Source organism: Streptomyces albidoflavus, from assembly GCF_000719955.1.
GTDB lineage: Bacteria > Actinomycetota > Actinomycetes > Streptomycetales > Streptomycetaceae > Streptomyces > Streptomyces albidoflavus.
In genome coordinates this window covers 59,002-78,350 of the sequence record NZ_JOII01000017.1, presented here as the reverse complement: position 1 = coordinate 78,350, position 19,349 = coordinate 59,002, and the positions used below count along the sequence as shown (strand labels likewise).

Sequence of the window (19,349 nt, the reverse complement as noted above, 5' to 3'; positions counted from 1 at the left end):
TGGGCATGCCCCAGCTCCCCGCCCCCGCGTACCCGGCCGAGACCCACGCCCGGCTCAAGGCCGACGCCGAGGCGATCATCGCCCGCTACCCGGACTCCCGCTCCGCGCTGCTGCCGATGCTCCACCTCGTCCAGTCCGAGGAGGGGTACGTCACCCGGACCGGCATGGCCTTCTGCGCCGAGCTCCTCGGCCTGACCACCGCCGAGGTCACCGCCGTCGCCACCTTCTACACGATGTACCGGCGCAAGCCCTCGGGCGACTACCAGGTCGGGGTCTGCACCAACACGCTCTGCGCCGTCATGGGCGGCGACGCCATCTTCGACGAGCTGAAGGAGCACCTCGGCGTCGGCAACGACGAGACCACCGAGGACGGCAAGATCACCCTGGAGCACATCGAGTGCAACGCGGCGTGCGACTACGCCCCCGTGGTGATGGTGAACTGGGAGTTCTTCGACAACCAGACGCCCGACTCCGCCAAGCGTCTCGTCGACGACCTCCGCGAGGGCCGCACCGTCGAGCCCACCCGGGGCGCGCCGCTCTGCACGTACAAGGAGACCGCGCGCATCCTCGCCGGCTTCCCCGACGAGCGGCCCGGCGCGGTCGAGGCCACCGGCGGTGCCGGGCCCGCCTCGCTGATCGGCCTCAAGCTCGCCAAGGGGGAGCTGCCGCAGCAGCGCGTGGTCCACCCGCGCGGCCAGGACGGCGCCCCCGACGCCACCGGCCCCGCCCCCTCGCCCGCCGAACACCTCAGTTCGCACGACGCGCCGCAGCAGACCGCGCCGTCCGACCCGGAGAACCCGGCCGGTCCGGTCACCGGCGACGGCTCCGAGGAGGGGAAGTGATGACGGTGGCCACCGAGATGAACCAGACCAGCCCCGACAAGCTGCTCGCACCCGTCCTGTCGGCCTTCTGGGACCAGCCCGAATCCTGGACCCTGGAGACCTATCGCCGCCACGACGGCTACGAGGGGCTGCGAAAAGCCCTCGCGATGAGCCCCGACGACCTCATCGCGTACGTCAAGGACGCCGGACTGCGCGGCCGTGGCGGCGCCGGCTTCCCCACCGGGATGAAGTGGCAGTTCATCCCGCAGGGCGACGGCAAGCCGCACTACCTCGTCGTCAACGCCGACGAGTCCGAGCCCGGCACCTGCAAGGACATCCCGCTCCTCTTCGCCAACCCGCACTCCCTCATCGAAGGCATCGTGATCGCCTGCTACGCGATCCGCTCCAGCCACGCCTTCATCTACCTGCGCGGCGAGGTCGTCCCCGTCCTGCGCCGCCTCCACGAGGCGGTCCGCGAGGCGTACGAGGCCGGCTACCTCGGCAAGGACGTCCTCGGCAGCGGTCTCGACCTCGACCTCACCGTGCACGCGGGCGCCGGCGCCTACATCTGCGGTGAGGAGACCGCCCTCCTCGACTCGCTCGAAGGCCGTCGCGGCCAGCCCCGCCTGCGGCCCCCCTTCCCCGCCGTGGCCGGCCTCTACGCCTGCCCCACCGTGGTGAACAACGTCGAGTCGATCGCCTCGGTTCCCGCCATCCTCCAGCAGGGCAAGGAGTGGTTCCGCTCGATGGGCAGCGAGAAGTCCCCGGGCTTCACGCTCTACTCGCTCAGCGGCCACGTCGCCGGACCCGGCCAGTACGAGGCGCCGCTCGGCATCACCCTGCGCCAGCTCCTCGACATGAGCGGCGGCATGCGCCCCGGCCACCGCCTCAAGTTCTGGACGCCCGGCGGCTCCTCCACCCCGATGTTCACCGACGAGCACCTCGACGTCCCCCTCGACTACGAGGGCGTCGGCGCCGCCGGCTCGATGCTCGGCACCAAGGCGCTCCAGTGCTTCGACGAGACCACCTGCGTGGTACGCGCGGTCACCCGCTGGACGGAGTTCTACGCCCACGAGTCCTGCGGCAAGTGCACGCCCTGCCGCGAAGGCACGTACTGGCTCGTCCAGTTGCTCCGCGACATCGAGGCGGGCCAGGGGAAGATGTCCGACCTCGACAAGCTGAACGACATCGCCGACAACATCAACGGCAAGTCCTTCTGCGCGCTCGGCGACGGCGCCGCTTCCCCCATCTTCTCCTCGCTCAAGTACTTCCGCGACGAGTACGAACAGCACATCACCGGCAAGGGCTGCCCCTTCGACCCCGCGAAGTCGACGCTCTGGGCGGACCAGCACCTGGAGGCCAAGGCATGACCGTGACGACCGGCGCCGCACCCGGCACCCCGGCCGGGGTGCCGCCCGAGGACCTGGTGACGCTCACCATCGACGGCATCGAGATCTCCGTGCCCAAGGGCACCCTGGTGATCCGCGCCGCCGAACTCCTCGGCATCGAGATCCCGCGCTTCTGCGACCACCCGCTCCTCGACCCGGCCGGCGCCTGCCGCCAGTGCATCGTCGAGGTGGAGGGCCAGCGCAAGCCGATGGCCTCCTGCACCATCACCTGCACCGAGGGGATGGAGGTCCGCACCCAGCTGACCTCCCCGGTCGCCGAGAAGGCCCAGCGTGGCGTGATGGAGCTGCTGCTCATCAACCACCCGCTGGACTGCCCCGTCTGCGACAAGGGCGGCGAGTGCCCGCTCCAGAACCAGGCGATGCAGGTCGGCGACCCCGACTCCCGCTTCGAGGGGAAGAAGCGGACCTACGAGAAGCCCGTCCCGATCTCCACCCAGGTCCTCCTGGACCGGGAGCGGTGCGTGCTCTGCGCCCGCTGCACCCGCTTCTCCAACCAGGTCGCGGGCGACCCGATGATCGAGCTGATCGAGCGCGGCGCGCTCCAGCAGGTCGGCACCGGCGACGGCGACCCCTTCGAGTCGTACTTCTCCGGCAACACCATCCAGATCTGCCCGGTCGGCGCCCTCACCTCGGCCGCCTACCGGTTCCGCTCGCGCCCCTTCGACCTGGTCTCCTCGCCCAGCGTCTGCGAGCACTGCGCCGGGGGCTGCGCCACCCGCACCGACCACCGCCGGGGCAAGGTCATGCGGCGGCTCGCCGCCGACGACCCCGAGGTCAACGAGGAGTGGATGTGCGACAAGGGGCGGTTCGGCTTCCGCTACGCCCAGTCGCCCGAACGCCTCACCCAGCCCCTGGTCCGCTCCGAGAGCGGCGTCCTGGAGCCGGCCAGCTGGCCGGAGGCGCTTCAGGCGGCGGCGCGCGGGCTCAACGCGGCCCGCGGCCGCGCCGGAGTCCTGACCGGCGGCCGCCTCACCGTCGAGGACGCCTACGCGTACAGCAAGTTCGCCCGGGTCGCGCTCGACACCAACGACATCGACTTCCGGGCCCGCCCGCACAGCGGTGAGGAGGCCGACTTCCTCGCCTCCCAGGTCGCCGGACGCGGACGCGACCTCGACGGCGGCGGCCTCACCTACGCCGACCTGGAGCAGGCGCCCGCCGTCCTGCTCGCCGGGATCGAGGCCGAGGAGGAGGCGCCCGGCGTCTTCCTCCGGCTCCGCAAGGCGTGGCGCAAGAAGGGCCAGCGCACCTTCGCGCTGGCCACCCACACCACCCGCGGCCTCACCAAGGCGGGCGGCACCCTGCTCCCCGCCGCCCCCGGCACCGAGACCGAGTGGCTCAAGGCGCTCGGCACCGGCTTCGGCCTGGAGGGCGTGGGCCAGGAGGCGGGCGAGGCGCTGCGCGCCGAGGGCTCCGTCATCGTCGTCGGCGAACGGCTCGCCACCGTCGAAGGCGGCCTGACCGCCGCCGTCCGCGCCGCCGCCGCCCTCGGCGCCCGCCTGGTGTGGATTCCGCGCCGGGCCGGGGAGCGCGGCGCCGTCGAGGCCGGGGCGCTCCCGTCGCTGCTGCCCGGCGGCCGCCCGGCCACCGACCCGCGCGCCCGCGACGAGGTCGCCGCCGCCTGGGGCGTGGCCGAACTCCCGCCCCGCTACGGCCGCGACACCGGCCAGATCGTCGAGGCCGCCGCCTCCGGCGAGCTGACCGCGCTGCTGGTCGGCGGCGTCGAGGTGGCCGACCTGCCCGACCCCGCTCGCGCCCGGCAGGCTCTGGACCGGGCGGAGTTCGTGGTCTCGCTGGAACAGCGGCCCTCCGAGGTGACCGAGCGCGCCGACGTGGTGCTCCCGGTCGCCGCCGTCGCCGAGAAGTCCGGCACCTTCCTCAACTGGGAAGGACGCTCCCGGATGTTCGAGGCGGCGCTCAAGCCCGAGCAGATGACCCGCCGCCTCGCCCCCGGCGACCTGCGCGTCCTGCACATGCTGGCCGACGCGGTCGCCGAGGCGGACGAGACGGGCCGCGGCGAACTGGCGCTGCCCGACATCCGCGCCGCCCGCCGCGAACTGGACCGGCTCGGCGGCTGGGACGCCCGCCCGTCCCGCCCCGCCGTGCCCCCGGAGGCCCCGGCCGGCTCCGCGCTGCCGAGGCCCGCCGCCGGCGAGGCCGTCCTCGCCGGGCACCGGATGCTGCTCGACCAGGGGCTGCTCCAGCGCGGCGACGAGGCGCTGGCCGGGACCCGGCACGCCGCCCCGGCCCGGCTCTCCGCCGCCACCGCCGCCGAGATCGGGGCCGCCGACGGCACCGTCCTCACCGTGGCGGGCCCGGCGGGCAGCGTCGAACTGCCGCTGCTCGTCACCGACATGCCCGACCGGGTGGTCTGGCTGCCGCTCAACTCCACCGGCACCGGGGTGGCCTCGGACACCGGGGCCGTCCCCGGCCAGCTGGTGCGGATCGCGCCGGCCGCCGAGGCCCCGGCGGAAGTGGAGGAGTCGTGAACCCTGAGCGCACCGGAGGTGCCGCCGTGCCCGCAACCCCCGTCCACCGCGCCCGTCGCGCCCGAGCCCGGGGGGTGGCGGCGTGAGTCCGATCCTGCTGGCGGCCGAGGACCTCTCGATGTTCGGCCGCGACCCGTGGTGGCTGGTCCTGGTCAAGGCGGTCTTCTGCTTCGCCTTCCTGCTGCTGACGGTGCTCTTCGCGATCGTCTGGGAGCGCAAGGTCGTCGCCTGGATGCAGCGCCGCATCGGCCCCAACCGGGCCGGTCCCTGGGGCATGCTCCAGTCGCTGGCCGACGGCGCCAAGCTGATGCTGAAGGAAGACGTCGTCGTCAAGCGCGCCGACAAGGCCGTGTACGTGCTGGCGCCGGTCATCGCCGCGATCCCCGCCTTCATGGCGTTCGCGGTGATCCCCTTCGGCCCCGCCGACAACCAGGTCTCGATCTTCGGCCAGCGCACCACGATGCAGCTGACCGACCTGCCGATCGCGCTCCTCTACATCCTCGCGGTCGCCTCGATCGGCATCTACGGCATCGTGCTGGCCGGCTGGTCCTCCGGCTCGACCTACCCGCTCCTGGGCAGCCTGCGCTCCTGCGCCCAGATGATCTCGTACGAGATCGCCATGGGCGCCGCCTTCGCCTCGGTCTTCCTCTACTCCGGCTCGATGTCGACCTCGACCATCGTGGAGTCGCAGGCGGACCGCTGGTACATCGTGCTGCTGCCGGTCTCCTTCCTCATCTACATCGTGACGATGGTCGGCGAGGTCAACCGCGCCCCCTTCGACATGCCGGAGTCCGAGGGCGACCTGGTCGGCGGCTTCAACACCGAGTACTCCTCGATCAAGTTCGCGATGTTCATGCTCGCCGAGTACATCAACATGGTGACCGTCTCGGCGGTGGCGGTGACGCTCTTCCTCGGCGGCTGGCGGGCCCCCTTCCCCGTCACCGCCTTCTGGGAAGGGGCCAACCAGGGCTGGTGGCCCATGCTCTGGTTCACCCTCAAGCTGCAACTGCTGCTCTTCCTCTTCATCTGGCTGCGCGGCACCCTGCCCCGGGTCCGCTACGACCAGCTGATGAAGCTCGGCTGGAAGGTGCTCATCCCGGTCTCCGTGGTCTGGCTGATGCTGGTCGCCACCGTGCGGACGCTGCGGAACGAGAACATGCCGTTCGCCGACATCGCCCTGTACGTCTTCGGCGGGCTGATCTTCCTGCTGCTGCTCTCCTTCGTCATCGACTTCTACCGCGACCGCCGCGACCAGGAGCGAGAAGCCGGACAGCGCACGGAGGAACCCGCGTTCGACCCGATGGCCGGCGGCTACCCGGTGCCGCCGCTGCCCGGCCAGGCCCTGCCCCCGGTGCCCCGGCGGCCCGCACGCGGCGAGCGGGAGCTCGTTGTCAGTGGGGCGCCGGACACTGTGAGTGACCGTGGTGACACGGAAGGAAAGGAGGCGTCCGATGACTGAGGGAGCCAATCAGTCGGACCAGGGGTTCCAGAACCCCGTCGCGGGCTTCGGCGTGACCTTCAAGGCCATGTTCAAGAAGCGGCTGACCGAGCAGTACCCGGAGCAGCCCAAGACGACGGCGCCCCGCTTCCACGGCCGCCACCAGCTCAACCGCCACCCGGACGGGCTGGAGAAGTGCGTCGGCTGCGAGCTGTGCGCCTGGGCCTGTCCGGCCGACGCCATCTACGTCGAGGGCGCGGACAACACCGACGAGGAGCGCTACTCGCCCGGCGAGCGGTACGGCCGCGTCTACCAGATCAACTACGCCCGCTGCATCCTCTGCGGCCTGTGCATCGAGGCGTGCCCCACCCGGGCGCTCACGATGACCAACGAGTTCGAACTGGCCGACTCCTCGCGGGAGAACCTGATCTACACCAAGGACCAGCTCCTCGCCGGGCTGACCGAGGGCATGGTCGACTCCCCGCACGCGATCTTCCCGGGCACCGACGAGCAGGACTACTACCGGGGCCTGGTCACCGAGGCCGCCCCCGGCACGGTCCGCCAGCCGGCCGTCTCCAAGGGCGAGCCCGCGGTGGTCGACAGCGAGCCGGTCGCCGCGGCCGAGGGCGCTCCGGCGGCCCCGGCCCCGGCCTCCTCGCCCGCCGCCTCGGCCGGATCGGCCGCCAAGCCCGGTCAGGAGGGACAGGGATGAGCCTGCTCGCCGCCTCCGCCACCTCCACCGGCGAGGCCGTCCAGTTCTGGATCCTCGGCACGGTCGCCGTCCTCGGCGCCCTGTCGACGGTCCTGATGAAGAAGGCGGTGCACAGCGCGCTCTGCCTGGCCGCCACCATGATCGTCCTGGCCGTCTTCTACCTGGCCAACGGCGCGTACTTCCTCGGCATCGTGCAGATCGTCGTCTACACCGGCGCGATCATGATGCTCTTCCTCTTCGTGGTCATGCTGGTCGGCGTCACCGCCGCCGACTCGCTCAAGGAGACCCTGAAGGGCCAGCGCTGGCTGGCCGCCCTCGCCGCCCTCGGCTTCGGCATCCTGCTGATCGCCGGCATCGGCCAGGTCGGCATCAGCCAGTTCAACGGCCTGGCCGCCGCCAACTCGGGGGGCAACGTCCAGGGCCTCGCCGCGCTGATCTTCACCAAGTACGTCTTCGCCTTCGAGATCACCGGCGCCCTGCTCATCACCGCCACGGTCGGCGCGATGCTGCTCACCCACCGCGAGCGCACCGAACGCGCCTCCACCCAGCGCGAGCTGGCCGAGAAGCGCGTCCGCGAGAACACGCACGTACCGCCGCTGCCGGCCCCCGGCGTCTACGCCCGGCACAACGCGGTGGACATCCCCGGCCTGCTCCCCGACGGCACCCCGTCCGAGCTGACCGTCAACAAGACGCTGCGCGAGCGCGGCCAGATCCGGGACGTCTCCCAGGAGGCCCTCGACGACCTCAAGGCGCTGGAGCAGCGCTCCGCCGAGCGTCTGGGCCGTGACCGGGAGGAGGAGAACGCCCAGTGAACCCCGTCAACTACCTCTATCTCGCGGCGCTGCTGTTCACCATCGGGGCCACCGGTGTGGTCATCCGCAAGAACGCCATCGTCGTCTTCATGTGCGTCGAGCTGATGCTCAACGCCTGCAATCTTTCGCTCGTCGCCTTCTCCCGCATGCACGGCAACCTCGACGGCCAGATCCTCGCCTTCTTCACGATGGTCGTCGCCGCCGCGGAGGTCGTGGTCGGGCTCGCGATCATCGTGTCGCTGTTCCGTGCCCGCCATTCGGCCTCGGTCGACGACGCCAGCCTGATGAAGCTGTAAGGGGTCGCTGAATCGTGGAGAACCTGATTGCGCTGCTCGTCGCGGCGCCCCTGCTCGGAGCCGCCGTGCTCCTCCTCGGCGGCCGGCGCCTGGACCGCGCCGGCCACCTGCTCGGCACCGTGATGGCGGCCGCCTCCTTCGGCCTCGCCGTGGTGCTCTTCACCGACATGCTGGGCCGCGCCGGGGACGACCGGTCGCTGCACCAGCACCTGTTCAGCTGGATTCCGGTGGGCGGCTTCCAGGCCGACGTCGCCTTCCAGCTCGACCAGTTGTCGATGACCTTCGTCCTGCTGATCACCGGCGTCGGCACCCTGATCCACGTCTACTCCATCGGCTACATGGAGCACGACGAACGCCGCCGCCGCTTCTTCGCCTACCTGAACCTCTTCCTCGCGGCGATGCTCCTGCTCGTCCTCGCCGACAACTACCTCCTGCTGTACGTCGGCTGGGAGGGCGTCGGTGTCGCCTCGTACCTGCTGATCGGGTTCTGGCAGCACAAGCCGAGCGCGGCGACGGCGGCGAAGAAGGCGTTCCTGGTCAACCGCGTCGGCGACGTGGGCCTCTCCATCGCGATCATGCTGATGTTCACCACCTTCGGCACCTTCGCGTTCGGCCCGGTCCTCACCTCCACCGGCGAGACCAGTGAGGGCAAGCTCACCGCCATCGCCCTGATGCTGCTCCTCGCCGCCTGCGGCAAGTCGGCCCAGGTGCCGCTCCAGTCCTGGCTGGGCGACGCGATGGAGGGCCCGACCCCGGTCTCCGCCCTGATCCACGCGGCGACCATGGTCACCGCCGGCGTCTACCTCATCACCCGCTCCGGCGCGATCTTCAACGCCGCTCCCGACGCCCAGACCGTGGTCGTCGTGGTCGGCGCGGTGACGCTCCTCTTCGGTGCGATCGTCGGTTGCGCCAAGGACGACATCAAGAAGGCGCTCGCCGGCTCGACCATGTCGCAGATCGGCTACATGGTCCTGGCGGCCGGGCTCGGCCCGATCGGGTACGTCTTCGCGATCATGCACCTGGTGACGCACGGCTTCTTCAAGGCCGGGCTCTTCCTCGGCGCCGGCTCGGTCATGCACGGCATGAACGACGAGGTGGACATGAGGAAGTACGGCGGCCTGCGGAAGTACATGCCGGTCACCTTCGTCACCTTCGGCCTCGGGTACCTGGCGATCATCGGCTTCCCCGGCCTCTCCGGCTTCTGGTCCAAGGACAAGATCATCGAGGCGGCCTTCGCCAAGGGCGGCGCCGAGGGCTGGATCCTCGGCGCGGTCACCCTGCTGGGCGCCGCCCTCACCGCGTACTACATGACGCGCGTGATGCTGATGACCTTCTTCGGCGAGAAGCGCTGGCAGCCGGACGCGGAAGGAAACGAGCCGCACCCGCACGAGTCCCCGAAGTCCATGACGATCCCCATGATCGTGCTCGCCTTCGGCTCGGTCTTCGCGGGCGGACTCTTCAGCCTGGGTGACTCCTTCATCAAGTGGCTGGAGCCGGTCACCGCCTTCGAGCACGGCCACTCGCCGCTCAGCGCCGCCGTCGTCACCTCGGCCACCGTGGTGGTCCTGCTGATCGGCGTCGGGCTGGCCTGGCTCCAGTACGGCCGCAAGCCGGTGCCGGTGGTCGCGCCGCGCGGCTCGCTGCTCACCCGGGCGGCCCGCCGCGACCTCGGCCAGGACGACTTCAACCACGTCGTCCTCGTCCGCGGCGGCGAGCACCTGACCCGCTCCCTGGTCTACGTCGACCACACCCTGGTCGACGGCGTGGTCAACGGCACGGCCGCCTCCGTCGGCGGCCTCTCCGGCCGGCTGCGCAAACTCCAGACGGGTTACGCCCGTACGTACGCGGTCTCCATGTTCGGGGGTACGGCGGTGCTCATCGCCGCGACCCTGCTGATGAGGGCGGTCTGATACCGATGTCGTTTCCCCTGCTGACAGCGACGGCCGCGCTCCCGGCGATCGGCGCGATCGTGACGGCCGCCGTCCCGGCGGCCCGCAGCCGCTCCGACGGCGACGGACCACGGGGCTCCGGCACGGCCAAGGTCGTGGCGCTCCTCTTCTCCGTGGCCACCTTCGTCCTCGCGATGACGGTCCTGGTCCGCTTCGAGCCCGGCGGCGCCCGGTACCAGCTCACCGAGTCCTACGACTGGATCCCCGCCTTCGGCGTCCGCTACGAACTGGGCGTCGACGGCATCGGGGTGGCGCTGATCGCGCTGACCGCCCTGCTGATCCCGTTCGTCATCCTCGCGGGCTGGCGCGACGCCGACCACCTGGAGAACAGCTCCAGGCGGTGGCGCCCCACCCAGGGCTTCTTCGCGCTGATCCTCATGGTCGAGGCGATGGTGATCCTCTCCTTCGAGGCCACCGACGTCTTCCTCTTCTACCTCTTCTTCGAAGCCATGCTGATCCCGATGTACTTCCTCATCGGCGGCTTCGGGGACCGGGCGAGCGGCACCGACGAGGCGCAGGCCGCCACCCAGCGGTCGTACGCGGCGGTCAAGTTCCTCCTCTACAACCTGGCCGGCGGCCTGATCATGCTGGCCGCCGTCATCGGGCTGTACTCGGTGGCGGGCACCTTCTCGCTCAGCGAGATCGCCCAGGCCCGGGCCGACGGCACGCTGGAGATGGCCGCCTCCACCGAGAAGTGGCTCTTCCTCGGCTTCTTCTTCGCCTTCGCGATCAAGGCGCCGCTCTGGCCGCTGCACACCTGGCTGCCCAACGCCATGGGCGAGGCCACCGCCCCGGTCGCGGTCCTCATCACGGCCGTGGTCGACAAGGTCGGCACCTTCGCGATGCTCCGCTTCTGCCTCGGCCTCTTCCCCGAGGCCAGCAAGTGGGCGACGCCGGTGGTGCTGGTCCTCGCCCTGGTCTCGATCATCTACGGCGCCCTGCTCGCCGTCGGCCAGCGCGACATCAAGCGGCTGGTGGCGTACGCCTCGATCTCGCACTTCGGCTTCATCATCCTCGGCATCTTCGCCATGACCAGCCAGGGCCAGTCCGGCGCCACCCTCTACATGGTCAACCACGGCCTGTCGACGGCGGCGCTGATGCTGGTCGCGGGCTTCCTGATCTCCCGGCGCGGTTCCCGGCTCATCGCCGACTACGGCGGGGTCCAGAAGGTCGCCCCGGTCCTCGCCGGGACCTTCCTGGTCGGCTCGCTGGCGACGCTCTCGCTGCCCGGACTCGCCCCGTTCGTCAGCGAGTTCCTGGTCCTGGTCGGCACCTTCACGCGCTATCCGGTGATCGGCATCATCGCCACCGTCGGCATCGTGCTCGGCGCGCTCTACACCCTGGTGCTCTACCAGCGCACCATGACCGGCCCGGTCAAGCCGTCGGTCGCGAAGATGCCTGACCTCAAGGTGCGAGAACTCGCCGTCATCGGCCCGCTGATCGCGCTCCTGCTCTTCCTCGGCGTCTACCCGAAGCCGCTGACGGAGCTGGTCGACCCGGCGGTCGGCCACACCCTCTCGGACGTACAGCAGAAGGACCCGAAGCCCGACGTGGAGGCGGCCAAGTGAACGCAAACGCCGTCCACACCCTGTGGACAAGCGCGGCGGCCGACCCGATCTCCAAGATCCCGTCGCCGACCATCGAGTACGCCCAGCTCGCCCCCGTGATGATCGTCATCGGGGCGGCCGTCATCGGCATCGTCGTGGAGGCGTTCGCGCCCCGCCGGGCCCGCTACCACATCCAGCTCTGGCTGACCGTGGTCGCGCTCGGCGCCGCCTTCGCCTCCGTCGTCGCCCTCGCGGTCGGCGGGTACGCCACCACCAAGCAGACCAGTGTCGCCATGGGCGCCCTCGCGGTGGACGGGCCGGCCCTCTTCCTCCAGGGCGTCATCCTGCTCTCCGGCGTCCTGGCCGCCTTCACCTTCGCCGAACGCCGCCTCGACCGGGCGCACGGCAAGCGGGTCGACTCGTTCGTGGCGCAGGCCGGGGCCGTCCCCGGCAGCGAGGCCGAACAGGCCGCCGTCAAGGCCGGGTTCGCCACCACCGAGGTCTTCCCGCTGATGCTCTTCGCGGTCGGCGGCATGATCGTCTTCCCCGCCGCCAACGACCTGCTGACCCTCTTCATCGCGCTGGAGGTCTTCTCCCTCCCGCTCTACCTGATGTGCGCCCTGGCCCGCCGCCGGCGGCTCATGTCGCAGGAGTCGGCGGTCAAGTACTTCCTCCTCGGCGCCTTCTCCTCCGCCTTCCTCCTCTTCGGCATCGCCCTGCTCTACGGCTACTCGGGCTCCGTCTCGTACGCCGTGATCGCCGACGTCGTCGATGGCACGCTGATCAGCAACGACCCGGTCCTCGCCCAGACGATGGGCAACGACGCGCTGCTCCTGATCGGCATGGCCCTGGTCCTGATGGGGCTGCTCTTCAAGGTCGGTGCCGTCCCGTTCCACATGTGGACGCCCGACGTCTACCAGGGCGCCCCGACCCCGGTCACCGGTTTCATGGCCGCCGCCACCAAGGTCGCCGCCTTCGGCGCCCTGCTCCGCCTGCTCTACGTGGTGCTGCCCGGGATGCGCTGGGACTGGCGGCCGGTGATGTGGGGCGTGGCCATCGCCACGATGGTGGTCGGCGCGATCGTCGCCGTCACCCAGACCGACGTGAAGCGGCTGCTGGCCTACTCCTCGGTGGCGCACGCGGGCTTCATCCTCGCCGGTGTGATCGCCGCCACCCCGGCCGGCGTCTCCTCCGTCCTCTTCTACCTCGCCGCCTACTCCTTCGTGACCATCGGCGCCTTCGCCGTCGTCACCCTGGTGCGGGACGCCGGGGGAGAGGCCACCCACCTCTCCAAGTGGGCGGGGCTCGGCCGGCGCTCCCCGCTGGTCGCCGCGGTCTTCGCGGTCTTCCTGCTGGCCTTCGCCGGAATTCCGCTGACCAGCGGCTTCTCGGGGAAGTTCGCGGTCTTCTCGGCGGCGGCCGAGGGCGGCGCCGGGGCTCTGGTGATCATCGGTGTCCTCTCCTCCGCCGTCGCCGCCTTCTTCTACGTCCGGGTGATCGTCCTGATGTTCTTCAGCGAGCCGCGCGCCGACGGGCCGACCGTCACCGTGCCCTCGCCGCTGACCATGAGCGTGATCGGCGTGGGCGTCGTGGTCACGGTGGTGCTGGGGGTCGCTCCCCAGTACTTCCTGGACCTGGCGGGCCAGGCGAGCGTCTTCGTCCGCTGATCCCTGCCCCGCCCGGCCACCCGCCGCCGCCCGGCGCCTCTTCCCGGAGGGCGCCGGGCGGCGGCGTTTCCGCGCCCGGAGCCGGCCCAGCCGCTTCTGGACAACTCCGTCACCCTCCCGCCCGGCCCTCGTTTCCGCAGCTCACCGCCGGTGTGACGGCCGACCCTGTGGACAACTTCCCGGGGTGTCCCTCCGGCCCCCTACGCTGGAGGCAGTCCCAGGGGCCCCACGTGGTCCCCGGGCACCCGCAGGGAGCGGACGGGCAGGCGAGCGAGGGGCACGGGGCACGGAGCGATGAACGGAACGAGCGGCATGGCGAGCACCAGCACGGACGGCGGCACCCCCGCGTACGACGGCCCCGAGGGCTTCCCCGACGACCTCTTCGACGGCGGCCCCCCGGAGGAGGACCCCTTCGGCGACGAGCCCTTCCCGGACGAGGCGTTCGGCGAGGACGGCACCCGCGAGGAGCTGTCCGGCGCCTTCCCCGAGGGGAGCGGCGAGGCCCCGGTCCACGACCGCCGGGACGCGCTCGCCACCCTGCGCTCCGTCTTCGGGTACGACGCGTTCCGCGGCGACCAGGAAGCCGTCATCGACCACCTGGTCGGCGGCGGCGACGCGGTCGTCCTCATGCCCACCGGCGGCGGCAAGTCCCTCTGCTACCAGATCCCGGCCATGGTGCGCCCCGGCACCGGCGTCGTCGTCTCCCCGCTGATCGCCCTCATGCAGGACCAGGTCGACGCCCTGCGCGCGGCCGGCGTCCGCGCCGGCTTCATCAACTCGACCCAGGACTTCGAGGAGCGCCGCCTCACCGAGGCCGAGTTCCTCGCCGGCGAACTGGACCTGCTCTACCTCGCCCCCGAGCGGCTGCGCGTCGACGCCACCCTGGAACTGCTCTCACGCGGCAAGATCTCCCTCTTCGCCATCGACGAGGCGCACTGCGTCGCCCAGTGGGGCCACGACTTCCGCCCCGACTACCTGGCCCTCTCCGTCCTCGGCGAGCGCTGGCCGGACGTCCCGCGGGTCGCCCTCACCGCCACCGCGACCGACGCCACCCACCAGGAGATCACCCGCCGGCTCGCCCTGCCCGACGCCAAGCACTTCGTCGCCAGCTTCGACCGGCCCAACATCCAGTACCGGATCGTCCCCAAGAACGACCCGAAGAAGCAGCTCCTCACCTTCCTCAAGGAGGAGCACCCGGGCGACGCGGGCATCGTCTACTGCCTCTCGCGCAACTCGGTCGAGCGCACCGCCGACTTCCTCCGCGACCACGGGGTCGAGGCCGTCCCGTACCACGCGGGGCTCGACGCGCGGACCCGCGCCACCAACCAGTCCCGGTTCCTGCGCGAGGACGGCCTGGTCGTCGTCGCCACCATCGCCTTCGGCATGGGCATCGACAAGCCCGACGTCCGCTTCGTCGCCCACCTCGACCTGCCGAAGTCGGTCGAGGGGTACTACCAGGAGACCGGCCGCGCGGGCCGCGACGGCCGCCCCTCCACGGCCTGGATGGCGTACGGCCTCCAGGACGTCGTGCAGCAGCGCAAGCTCATCCAGTCCGGCGAGGGGGACGAGGCGCACCGGCGCCGCTCCCAGTCCCACCTGGACGCGATGCTCGCCCTCTGCGAGACCGCCCAGTGCCGCCGCGCCCAACTGCTCCGCTACTTCGGCCAGGAGCCCACCGGCGAGAACTGCGGCAACTGCGACACCTGCCTCACTCCGCCGGAGACCTGGGACGGCACGGTCGCCGCGCAGAAGGCCATGTCCACCGTGGTCCGCCTCAAGCGCGAGCGGAACCAGAAGTTCGGCACCGGCCAGATCATCGACATCCTGATGGGCCGCAAGACGGCCAAGGTCATCCAGTTCGACCACGACCAGCTCTCCGTCTTCGGCGTCGGCCAGGAGCTGAGCGAGGGCGAGTGGCGCGGGGCCGTGCGCCAGCTGCTGGCCCAAGGACTGCTGGCCGTCGAGGGGGAGTACGGCACGCTGGTCCTCACCGACGAGGCGGGCGAGGTGCTCGGCGGCCGCCGCGAGGTCCGCTTCCGCAAGGAGCCCAAGAAGGCCCCCTCGTCCCGGGGCAGCAGGTCCGGCTCGGCCGCAGGCTCGGGCGGCCGCAAGAGCAAGGCCGTCATCGACCTCCCCGAGGAGTCCCTCCCCGTCTTCGAGGCCCTCCGCGCCTGGCGCGCCGCCCAGGCCAGGGAACAGGGCGTCCCCGCCTACGTGATCTTCCACGACGCCACCCTCCGCGAGATCACCGCGGCCCGCCCCACCACCCTCGACGCCCTCGGCCAGATCGGCGGCATCGGCGACAAGAAACTCCAGAACTACGGCCCGGGAGTACTGGAGACCTTGGCGGAACAGGGGATCGGCGAGGGCTGAGCCGCCCCAGTCAGCCCGGCCACATCCCAGCCCGGCCGGCGTTTGAGGCCGTCTTGTACGCGCGCCCGGGGCCGCGAAGCCCGGCCACATCCAGCCCGGCCGGCGCTTGAGGTCACCGTGAACGCCCCCGGGGGCGACCGGGCCGAGCCGAAAGACAGCCCGGCCCGGCGCGAGCCGAACGATCAGGTGCGGGGTACGACAGTGCCCCGCACCTCGCCCAGTCCCACGGGCACCCCCTGAGCCCCGGGCGCCCAGGCCCGCAACACCACCTCGTCCCCGTCCTCCAGGAAGCTCCGCTCGCCGGAGCCCAGCTTCAGGGGCCGCTCTCCGTTCCAGGTCAGCTCCAGCAGCGACCCCCGCTGCCCCGCCTCGGCCCCGCTGACGGTCCCGGACCCGTAGAGGTCCCCGGTGCGCAGCGAAGCCCCGTTCACCGTGGTCTGCGCCAGCATCTGCGCGGCCGTCCAGTACATCGTGGTGAACGGCGGCTCGGACACCACCTCCCCGTTGATCTCCACGCTGATCCGCAGGTCGTACCCGCCGGGTTCGGCCGAGGAGTCGTCCAGGTAGGGCAGCAGGGCCTCGTCGCGGGCGGGCGGCACGACCCGCGCCGTCTCCAGCGCCTCCAGCGGCGTCACCCAGGCCGACACCGAGGTGGCGAAGGACTTGCCCAGGAACGGGCCGAGCGGCACGTACTCCCACGCCTGGATGTCCCGGGCGGACCAGTCGTTGAGCAGGCAGAGCCCGAAGACGTGGTCCCGGTACGCCTCCAGCGGCACGGCGCGCCCCCGCTCGGAGCCGACACCGACGACGAAGCCGACCTCCGCCTCGATGTCCAGCTTGACCGAGGGACCGAAGACCGGCGCCGGGTCGGCGGGCGCCTTCCGCTGGCCGCTGGGCCGCACCACGTCCGTGCCGGAGACCACGACGGTGCCGGAGCGGCCGTGGTAACCGATGGGCAGGTGCTTCCAGTTGGGGGTGAGCGGGGTGGGCGCGTCGGGGCGGAAGATGCGGCCGACGTTGGAGGCGTGGTGCTCGCTGGCGTAGAAGTCGACGTAGTCGCCGACCTCGAAGGGCAGGTGCAGGGAGACCTCGGCGAGCGGGTGGGCGTGGCGCTCGACGGCCGGGTGGTGGGCGGGGTCGGTGACCCAGGTGGTCAGCGCGGCGCGCACCTGCGACCAGACCGGGCGACCGGCGGCCAGCAACGGGTTGAGGGTCGGGCCGGTCAGCAGGGCGGCGTGCGGCGAGCCCAGTTCCGCGGCGAGGGCACCCGCGTCCAGGACGTGGTCGCCGAGGCGGACGCCGACCCGGCGCGGGGTGTCGCCGGGCGAGAAGACACCGTACGGAAGGTTGTGCGGACCGAAGGGGTGGCCTTCGGGGAGGGCGAGCGGGGTGAGCTCGGGCATCTGGGTGCGGCCTCGCTTTCCGTGCGTGCGGTCGTTGAGCCCGCGGGACGCCCGCACCCCGGACAGGGGGCCGCGAGGCAGCCGTGGGCCGGGCCACACGTTACGTGCGCGGAACCCGCCCGCGGCAGGGGTGCCCCGCCCTCCCGCCCCGGCCTGCGCGCAAGCGCTCCCCGAAAGGGGGCGTACGGGGACAACAGCGGTGGTACAACCGCCACATGGCCTCTTCATACCGCACCAACGACGGCCACACCGTGCGCATCGGCAGCACGGTGTGGGGCGTGAACGGACAGGGCCCCTTCACCCTGGTCGAGCCCGAATCGGCCCCCGAGGGCTGGGTCTCCGTGGTGAGCGCCGACGGCGAGGACTGGCGCCTCCACGCTCCCGAGGACATCGCCCTCTACTACGTCACGACGCGGCCCTAGCGAGACCGCCCGCCCAGGCGGGCCTCCCCGTCACTCCTCGCGCCGGTCATCTCCTCGCGCCGGTCACTCCTCGCGTTCGAAATCCGCCTCAGCCTCCTCCTCGCCGAGATCGTTCTGCGCGGCGGTGTACAGATCGTGCACGAACGACCGCGCCCGGTTCTCCTCAAGCCCCGGGGCGGTGTCGCGCAGCCGGTCGGTCCAGGTCTCAATCGGGTCACTCATACCTCCAGCAGACAACGCCCCCACCACCCTCGCCACCCGAACGGCCCCCGGCGACGCCCCGTCCTCGTCACACCCGGTCCGGCCGAACCCCACCCCGCGCCGCAGGCACCCCCCGAACGGGGTGACCGCGCCCCCACCCGGCCACCCCGCACCCCAGTCCGCGCAGCCGGCCCCCCAACGCCCCTCCGCGCCAGGGAAATCCGGGCATGCCGGGGTGGCGCATGCCAGGGGCCTATCTCCGTATCGTGGGGATCATGGCCCTCCTCCCCGCACACCCGTCCCCCGCGCCCCCCGAGGCGCCACCCCACCCGCCGCACGCGCACACCCCGGTCCTCACCCAGCCGGGCCCCGCGCAGGCGGACGCGCAGCCGGGCCCCGCGCAGGCGGAGGCGGAGGCCGACTCCGCCCTCTGGCGGGCGCCGAGCCGGGAGCGGCCCCGGCCGGCGGGCGGCCGGCGGACGTACGGGCTGGTCGCAACCGACCTGGACGGGACGCTGCTGCGGGCGGGGGACCGGGTCTCGGCCCGTACGCGGGCCGCGCTGGAGCTGGCGCGCGGCGCCGGGGCCCGGCACATCGTGGTGACGGGGCGGCCCGTGCCGGGGGTGCGGGGGCTGCTGGCCGCGCTCGGGTACGAGGGGATCGCGGTCTGCGGCCAGGGCGCCCAGGTCTACGACACGGCGAGCGGCCGCATGCTGAGCGCCCTGACCCTGGACCGGGAGACCGCCGCCACCGCGCTCGGCAAGATCGAGGCGGAGACGGGCGCGCTCTACGCCGCCGTCGACCAGGACGGCACCGACGGGCACACGCTGATCGAGCCCGGTTACCGCATGGCCCATCCCACGCTGCCGGCCCGCCCGGTCCCGCACCGCGACGCCCTGTGGGAGCGGCCGATCGCCAAGGTCCTGGTCCGCCACCCGGAGCTGACCGACGACGAGCTGGCCGCCACCGCGCGCTCGGCCGTGGACGGCCTGGCCACGGTCACGATGGCCGGGCCGGGCACGGTCGAGCTCCAGCCGCTCGGGGTCACCAAGGCCACCGGCCTGGCCCGCGCCGCCGAACTGCTCGGCCTCGGCCCCGCCGACACCCTCGCCTTCGGCGACATGCCGAACGACGTGCCGATGCTCCAGTGGGCCGCGCACGGCGTCGCCATGGCCAACTCGCACCCGGAACTCCTCGCCGTCGCCGACGAGATCACCACCAGCAACGAGGAGGACGGCGTGGCCCGGGTCCTGGAACGCGTCTACGGCTGACCGGGGCCGGAGCCGGAGTCAGCCCAGTTCGCCGCTCTCCCCGACCGTCGCCTCGCAGGCGTCGCAGAGGGTGAGCCAGAGGCGGCGGGTGCGGCGCAGCCGGGCGGGGGCCGCGCACCGTTCGCACAGGCTCTCGCTGCGGGCGATGGTGGCGTCGAGCAGCTCGTGCAGCCGGGCGTGCTCGTCGGGGGTCCAGCTCCGCTCGCCCGGCCGCCACGGCCGGGGGAACGCCTGGAAGGAGAGCCGCCCGTACTTCTGCTTCACCGCGAGGAGTTCGTACGCCGGGAACTCGGCGGATATCCGGTGGTGGCAGTCGAGCACCAGCCGCCGCCAGCCGGGGCCTATCGCGAACTGCTGGCCCGCCGTGCGCAATCGGGGCCGGAGCACCTCCAGCGCGGCGGCCGGCGGCGGGGCGGGCGGACCGGTCGCCTCGTCAGGACCGGGCGGCTGGTGTCCCAGTACCGTCATCCCTGCCTCCTCGAAGCGTCGCGCCGCCGTCACACCCGGGTGGCATGTGCGGGACATCACTCCACGACAGTGTG

Annotated in this window: 16 protein-coding genes; 13 read left to right on the top strand and 3 right to left on the bottom strand. The window is 72.0% G+C overall.

Going from position 1 to position 19,349, the window contains the following annotated elements; translation table 11 throughout:
• The first annotated feature begins 5 nt into the window (after positions 1 to 5).
• The 11 genes from nuoE (at position 6) to recQ (ending at position 15,510) form a co-directional block, all read left to right on the top strand.
• Positions 6 to 842 (top strand): NADH-quinone oxidoreductase subunit NuoE, encoded by an 837-nt coding sequence (gene nuoE / locus IF45_RS0118845; protein ID WP_049977826.1) that lies wholly within the window; start codon positions 6 to 8, stop codon positions 840 to 842.
• Positions 839 to 2,191, top strand: coding sequence for an NADH-quinone oxidoreductase subunit NuoF (nuoF, locus tag IF45_RS0118840; protein WP_174905219.1), 1,353 nt, complete (start codon positions 839 to 841; stop codon positions 2,189 to 2,191). The genes nuoE and nuoF overlap by 4 nt, the downstream gene beginning before the upstream one ends.
• On the top strand, positions 2,188 to 4,716 hold the full coding sequence (locus IF45_RS0118835; protein ID WP_018468568.1) for an NADH-quinone oxidoreductase subunit G: 2,529 nt from the start codon (positions 2,188 to 2,190) through the stop codon (positions 4,714 to 4,716). Before nuoF ends, IF45_RS0118835 begins: the two co-directional genes overlap by 4 nt.
• Before the next feature lie 82 nt (positions 4,717 to 4,798).
• Positions 4,799 to 6,175: an NADH-quinone oxidoreductase subunit NuoH gene (gene nuoH / locus IF45_RS0118830; protein WP_003948730.1), complete on the top strand. Its 1,377-nt coding sequence runs from the start codon at positions 4,799 to 4,801 to the stop codon at positions 6,173 to 6,175.
• Positions 6,168 to 6,866, top strand: coding sequence for an NADH-quinone oxidoreductase subunit NuoI (gene nuoI / locus IF45_RS0118825; RefSeq protein ID WP_008408177.1), 699 nt, complete (start codon positions 6,168 to 6,170; stop codon positions 6,864 to 6,866). The genes nuoH and nuoI overlap by 8 nt, the downstream gene beginning before the upstream one ends.
• The gene (locus IF45_RS0118820) at positions 6,863 to 7,678 is read left to right on the top strand and encodes an NADH-quinone oxidoreductase subunit J (RefSeq protein ID WP_003948728.1); all 816 of its coding nucleotides are present in this window, start codon (positions 6,863 to 6,865) and stop codon (positions 7,676 to 7,678) included. The genes nuoI and IF45_RS0118820 overlap by 4 nt, the downstream gene beginning before the upstream one ends.
• Entirely contained in the window at positions 7,675 to 7,974 is a 300-nt protein-coding gene (nuoK, locus tag IF45_RS0118815) for an NADH-quinone oxidoreductase subunit NuoK (RefSeq protein WP_003948727.1), read from the top strand. Before IF45_RS0118820 ends, nuoK begins: the two co-directional genes overlap by 4 nt.
• A 14-nt stretch (positions 7,975 to 7,988) precedes the next feature.
• Entirely contained in the window at positions 7,989 to 9,884 is a 1,896-nt protein-coding gene (gene nuoL / locus IF45_RS0118810; RefSeq protein WP_030308495.1) for an NADH-quinone oxidoreductase subunit L, read from the top strand.
• Positions 9,885 to 9,889: 5 nt separating this feature from the next.
• Complete coding sequence (locus IF45_RS0118805; protein WP_030308493.1) at positions 9,890 to 11,491, top strand: NADH-quinone oxidoreductase subunit M; 1,602 nt, start codon at positions 9,890 to 9,892, stop codon at positions 11,489 to 11,491.
• Positions 11,488 to 13,137 carry an NADH-quinone oxidoreductase subunit NuoN gene (gene nuoN / locus IF45_RS0118800; RefSeq protein ID WP_008408174.1) on the top strand — a complete coding sequence of 550 codons (1,650 nt, stop codon included), beginning with the start codon at positions 11,488 to 11,490 and terminating at the stop codon, positions 13,135 to 13,137. Before IF45_RS0118805 ends, nuoN begins: the two co-directional genes overlap by 4 nt.
• Positions 13,138 to 13,449: 312 nt before the next feature.
• The gene (recQ, locus tag IF45_RS0118795) at positions 13,450 to 15,510 is read left to right on the top strand and encodes a DNA helicase RecQ (protein WP_008408173.1); all 2,061 of its coding nucleotides are present in this window, start codon (positions 13,450 to 13,452) and stop codon (positions 15,508 to 15,510) included.
• A gap of 182 nt (positions 15,511 to 15,692) precedes the next feature.
• Here the strand turns inward: recQ and fahA are convergent, their stop codons facing one another.
• Positions 15,693 to 16,913: a fumarylacetoacetase gene (fahA, locus tag IF45_RS0118790; RefSeq protein ID WP_030308490.1), complete on the bottom strand. Its 1,221-nt coding sequence runs from the start codon at positions 16,911 to 16,913 to the stop codon at positions 15,693 to 15,695.
• A gap of 215 nt (positions 16,914 to 17,128) precedes the next feature.
• Here fahA and IF45_RS0118785 point away from each other — a divergent pair, with 215 nt between their 5' ends.
• The gene (locus IF45_RS0118785; RefSeq protein WP_010638944.1) at positions 17,129 to 17,335 is read left to right on the top strand and encodes a hypothetical protein; all 207 of its coding nucleotides are present in this window, start codon (positions 17,129 to 17,131) and stop codon (positions 17,333 to 17,335) included.
• 63 nt (positions 17,336 to 17,398) lie between these two features.
• Here IF45_RS0118785 and IF45_RS33380 read toward each other — a convergent pair whose 3' ends face one another.
• A complete protein-coding gene (locus IF45_RS33380) occupies positions 17,399 to 17,557 on the bottom strand; it encodes a hypothetical protein (RefSeq protein WP_008408170.1) in 159 nt (52 codons plus the stop codon).
• Between the two features lie 254 nt (positions 17,558 to 17,811).
• Here IF45_RS33380 and IF45_RS31450 point away from each other — a divergent pair, with 254 nt between their 5' ends.
• Positions 17,812 to 18,807 carry an HAD family hydrolase gene (locus IF45_RS31450; protein WP_030308488.1) on the top strand — a complete coding sequence of 332 codons (996 nt, stop codon included), beginning with the start codon at positions 17,812 to 17,814 and terminating at the stop codon, positions 18,805 to 18,807.
• 18 nt (positions 18,808 to 18,825) lie between these two features.
• On the opposite strand, the gene IF45_RS0118770 is transcribed toward IF45_RS31450, so the two are convergent.
• Positions 18,826 to 19,275 carry a hypothetical protein gene (locus IF45_RS0118770; RefSeq protein WP_008408163.1) on the bottom strand — a complete coding sequence of 150 codons (450 nt, stop codon included), beginning with the start codon at positions 19,273 to 19,275 and terminating at the stop codon, positions 18,826 to 18,828.
• Positions 19,276 to 19,349 lie beyond the last annotated feature (74 nt).

Bases quoted from the DNA above. Each gene is read 5' to 3' on its own strand.
- nuoE (WP_049977826.1), top strand. From the start codon at position 6: ATGCCCCAGCTCCCCGCCCCCGCGTACCCGGCCGAGACCCACGCCCGG.
- IF45_RS0118835 (WP_018468568.1), top strand. From the start codon at position 2,188: ATGACCGTGACGACCGGCGCCGCACCCGGCACCCCGGCCGGGGTGCCG.
- nuoI (WP_008408177.1), top strand. From the start codon at position 6,168: ATGACTGAGGGAGCCAATCAGTCGGACCAGGGGTTCCAGAACCCCGTC.
- IF45_RS0118820 (WP_003948728.1), top strand. From the start codon at position 6,863: ATGAGCCTGCTCGCCGCCTCCGCCACCTCCACCGGCGAGGCCGTCCAG.
- IF45_RS0118805 (WP_030308493.1), top strand. From the start codon at position 9,890: ATGTCGTTTCCCCTGCTGACAGCGACGGCCGCGCTCCCGGCGATCGGC.
- recQ (WP_008408173.1), top strand. From the start codon at position 13,450: ATGGCGAGCACCAGCACGGACGGCGGCACCCCCGCGTACGACGGCCCC.
- fahA (WP_030308490.1), bottom strand. From the start codon at position 16,913: ATGCCCGAGCTCACCCCGCTCGCCCTCCCCGAAGGCCACCCCTTCGGT.
- IF45_RS0118785 (WP_010638944.1), top strand. From the start codon at position 17,129: ATGGCCTCTTCATACCGCACCAACGACGGCCACACCGTGCGCATCGGC.
- IF45_RS33380 (WP_008408170.1), bottom strand. From the start codon at position 17,557: ATGAGTGACCCGATTGAGACCTGGACCGACCGGCTGCGCGACACCGCC.
- IF45_RS31450 (WP_030308488.1), top strand. From the start codon at position 17,812: ATGGCCCTCCTCCCCGCACACCCGTCCCCCGCGCCCCCCGAGGCGCCA.
- IF45_RS0118770 (WP_008408163.1), bottom strand. From the start codon at position 19,275: ATGACGGTACTGGGACACCAGCCGCCCGGTCCTGACGAGGCGACCGGT.